Source organism: Actinomadura sp. KC216, from assembly GCF_004348535.1.
In the GTDB taxonomy this organism is placed as follows: domain Bacteria; phylum Actinomycetota; class Actinomycetes; order Streptosporangiales; family Streptosporangiaceae; genus Spirillospora.
Window position 1 is genome coordinate 1 of the sequence record NZ_SMJX01000523.1, and the last position, 3,545, is coordinate 3,545.

2 protein-coding genes are annotated in these 3,545 nt (G+C 71.0%); both read left to right on the forward strand.

Annotation, left to right across the window (positions count from 1 at the left end; all coding sequences use genetic code 11):
- Positions 1-101 precede the first annotated feature (101 nt).
- Entirely contained in the window at positions 102-1,667 is a 1,566-nt protein-coding gene (locus tag E1264_RS41400; protein ID WP_132182862.1) for a M4 family metallopeptidase, read from the forward strand.
- A gap of 104 nt (positions 1,668-1,771) precedes the next feature.
- On the forward strand, positions 1,772-3,313 hold the full coding sequence (locus E1264_RS41405) for a M28 family peptidase (RefSeq protein WP_132182864.1): 1,542 nt from the start codon (positions 1,772-1,774) through the stop codon (positions 3,311-3,313).
- Positions 3,314-3,545: the final 232 nt, after the last annotated feature.

The window sequence follows — 3,545 nt, forward strand, 5'->3', positions numbered from 1 at the left end:
GTCCCAACCCCCCCGCCGGACGGGTGCCAGCTCGCGCGGAGGCGCTCCCACAAGGTCCTCCACGTGCCGCGCCATGCCCGGCATGTGGAAGGAGCACCCCCGTGAGACACCAGACCGCGATCGGGGCGGCGGCGCTGTCCGCCTGCCTCGCCGTGGCGTTGTCCGCCCCCGCCATAGGTGCGACAGCCGGTTCCGCCTCCCCCGCCAAGCCCGACCCGCGCACCCTCGCCGCCGGCTCCGCCGACCGCGTCGTCGCGGCCCAGCCGTCGACGTACAAGACGGCGCCTGAGGACGACATCTTCCGCCTCGGAGTCGTGTCCTCCCTGAACGGCCTCCAGCACGTGTCCTACGCGCGGACGCACGCCGGCCTGCCGGTGTTCGGCGGCGACTTCGTCGTCACGACGAACGCCGGCGGCACCGTGCTGAGCAGCTCCGTCAGCCAGACCAAGGCGCTGGACGTCGACACGACGGCGAAGATCTCGGCGGCGCAGGCCGCGAAGACCTCCCGCGCCCGCGTGTCCAAGGTCGAGAGCGTCTCCACGCCGCAGCTGACGGTAATGGCGGACGGCGCCGGACGCCTCGCGTACGAGACCGTCGTCACCGGCGTCCACAAGAAGGCCCCGACGAAGCTGCACGTGTTCGTCGACGCCAAGACCGGCAAGGTCGTCCGGACGTTCGACGAGGTCACCCCCGCGGACGCCGGAGCCGCGGCCGTGGCCGACGACCGCAGCTACTACCACGGCACCGTCGACATCAGCACCGCGGCGACGTCCATGACGGACCCGACGCGCCCTGGCCTGACGTGCGGCGGCCAGAACGGCCAGACGTTCACGGGCACTGACAGCGCCTGGGGCAACGGCAGCGGCACCGACCTGGAGACCGCCTGCGTCGACGCCATGCACGCCGCCCAAAAAGAATGGGACATGCTGAAGGAGTGGCTCGGCCGCAACGGCATGAACGGCAGCGGCCGCGGCTTCCCGATGCGCGTCGGCCTGAACCAGGCCAACGCGTTCTGGAACGGCAGCTACACCAACTACGGCCGTAACTCGGCCGGCACCAAGCAGGCCACGGGCATGGACGTCGTCGGCCACGAGAACGGCCACGGGATCTTCCAGAACACGCCCGGCGGCTCCACCGGCGGCAACGGCAACGAGAAGGGCGGCCTGAACGAGTCGGCCGGCGACATCTTCGGTGCGCTGGTCGAGTTCTACGCCAACGAGCCCGAGAACCTCGACCCGCCGGACTACCTGGTCGGCGAGGAGGTCGACCTGGTCGGCCGCGGCCCGATCCGCAACATGTACAACCCGTCGCTGGTCAACAACGACCCGAACTGCTACTCGTCCTCGATCCCGCGCACCGAGGTGCACAAGGCGGCCGGCCCGCAGAACCACTGGTTCGTGCTGCTGGCCGTGGGCTCGAACGGCACCCCGTCCAGCCCGACGTGCAACAACTCGACCGTCACCGGGATCGGCATCCAGAAGGCCGGAAAGGTCTTCATGGAGGGCCTGAACCGGAAGGTGACGGCCTGGAGCCACGCGCGCGCCAGGCTGGAGACCGTCAACGCCGCCAAGCAGCTGTTCCCCGGCTCCACCGCCGAGTGCACCTCGGTGAAGGCCGCGTGGGCCGCGGTGAGCGTCCCGGCGCAGTCCGGTGAGCCCGCCTGCTGAGTGACAGCCGGTTCCTGACCATCTCGTAACTCGCGGCCCGTGACGGGGCCCGCTCCCCCGTCGCGGGCCGCTCCCCTTTGCCCGTTCTCCAGGAGGAACAACGCATGAGATCGCGCACCATGGCGACTCTGGGGGCGGCCGCCCTGGCCCTCTCCACCCTGCTGCCCGGCGCGACCGCGTCGGCGTCCCCACCCGCGGCCTCCCCGGCGGCCCCGGCGGCACGAGCCGCCGCGCCCGACATCCCGCTCGCCAACCTCAAGGCGCACCTGTCGCAGCTGCAGAGCATCGCCAGCAGCAACGGCGGGAGCCGCTCCCACGGCCGTCCCGGGTTCCGCGCGTCCATCGACTTCGTGAAGGCCAAGCTGGACGCGGCCGGGTACCAGACGTCCATCCAGTCGTTCACCTACCTCGGCGCGACCGGCTACAACCTGATCGCGGACTGGCCGGGCGGCGACGTCAACAACACCCTGATGGTCGGCGCGCATCTCGACAGCGTCTCGGCGGGCCCCGGCATCAACGACAACGGCTCGGGCTCCGTCGCGAACCTCGAGGTCGCCCTGGCCGTCGCCCGGGAGGGCTACAAGCCGGACAAGCACCTGCGTTTCGCCTGGTGGGGCGCCGAGGAGCTCGGCCTCATCGGGTCGAAGTACTACGTCAACAACCTGCCCGCCGCCGAGCGGTCGAAGATCAAGGGCTACCTGAACTTCGACATGGTCGGCTCCCCCAACCCCGGCTACTTCGCCTACGACGGCGACGGGACGAGCGGTGGCGGCGGCCCGGCCGGGTCCGCGGAGATCGAGCGGGTGCTCCGCGAGCACTTCGCGACGATCAACGTCCCCGTCGAGGACACGGCGTTCGACGGGCGCTCCGACTACGGCCCGTTCATCCAGTACGGGATCGCCGCCGGCGGCCTGTTCACCGGCGCCGAGGGGCGCAAGACGGCCGCGCAGGCGCAGAAGTGGGGCGGCCAGGCGGGCGTCGCGTACGACCGCTGCTACCACGCGTCGTGCGACACCACGGCCAACATCAACGACACGGCGCTCGACCGCAACGCCGACGCCATCGCGCACGCCGTCTGGACGCTGGCCGGCGGCGGCACGCAGCAGCCCGGCGAGACCGTCTTCGCCGACGACCTCGAGTCCGACAAGGGCTGGACGGCGAACTTCGGCGGCGCCGACACCGCCACGGAGGGCGCGTGGGAGCACGGCGCCCCGGAGTCGACCACCTGGTCGGGGACGGCTCTCCAGCTCGCCGCGGCGGGCGGCTCCGGCGCGCTCGTCACGGGCGCTGCGGCCGGGTCCGCCGCCGGGACGTACGACCTCGACGGCGGCGTCAGCAGCATCCAGTCGCCCGAGATCGCGCTTCCGGCCGGGGCGAAGACCCTGTCGTTCTCCTGGTTCCTCGGGCATCTGAACAACAGTTCCGCCGACGACCATCTGCGGGTGCGGATCGTGGGGCCGAACGGATCCACGACCGTCCTGGACGAGAAGGGCGCGGCGGCGAACCGCGCCGCCGCCTGGCGGACGCAGACGGCGGATGTCTCCGCATATGCGGGTCAGAACGTCCGACTCGTGGTGGAGGCGGCGGACGGGGGCACGGCGAGCCTCATCGAGGCCGGCCTGGACTCCATCAAGATCACCAAGTGAGGTGCCCGCATTCACCCAGGTCAAGGGGGCATTTCAGAATTTTCGATGGCCCCGTTCACCGATGTTGAAAATCCAGTGGCGAATGGATCCGTTGACACCCGACCCGCCGTCACGGTCCAATTTTGGACAGCCCGACATCACTCCCAAGGGCTGACATAAGGCGGCCGCACGGGACGAAATCTCGGCCCGGCCCGTGCACCGCCGCCGCCCAGACGGGGCCCCGCCCCCCGCC

Coding starts and splice junctions, on each gene's coding strand:
- E1264_RS41405 (WP_132182864.1), top strand. CDS start 1,772: ATGAGATCGCGCACCATGGCGACTCTGGGGGCGGCCGCCCTGGCCCTC.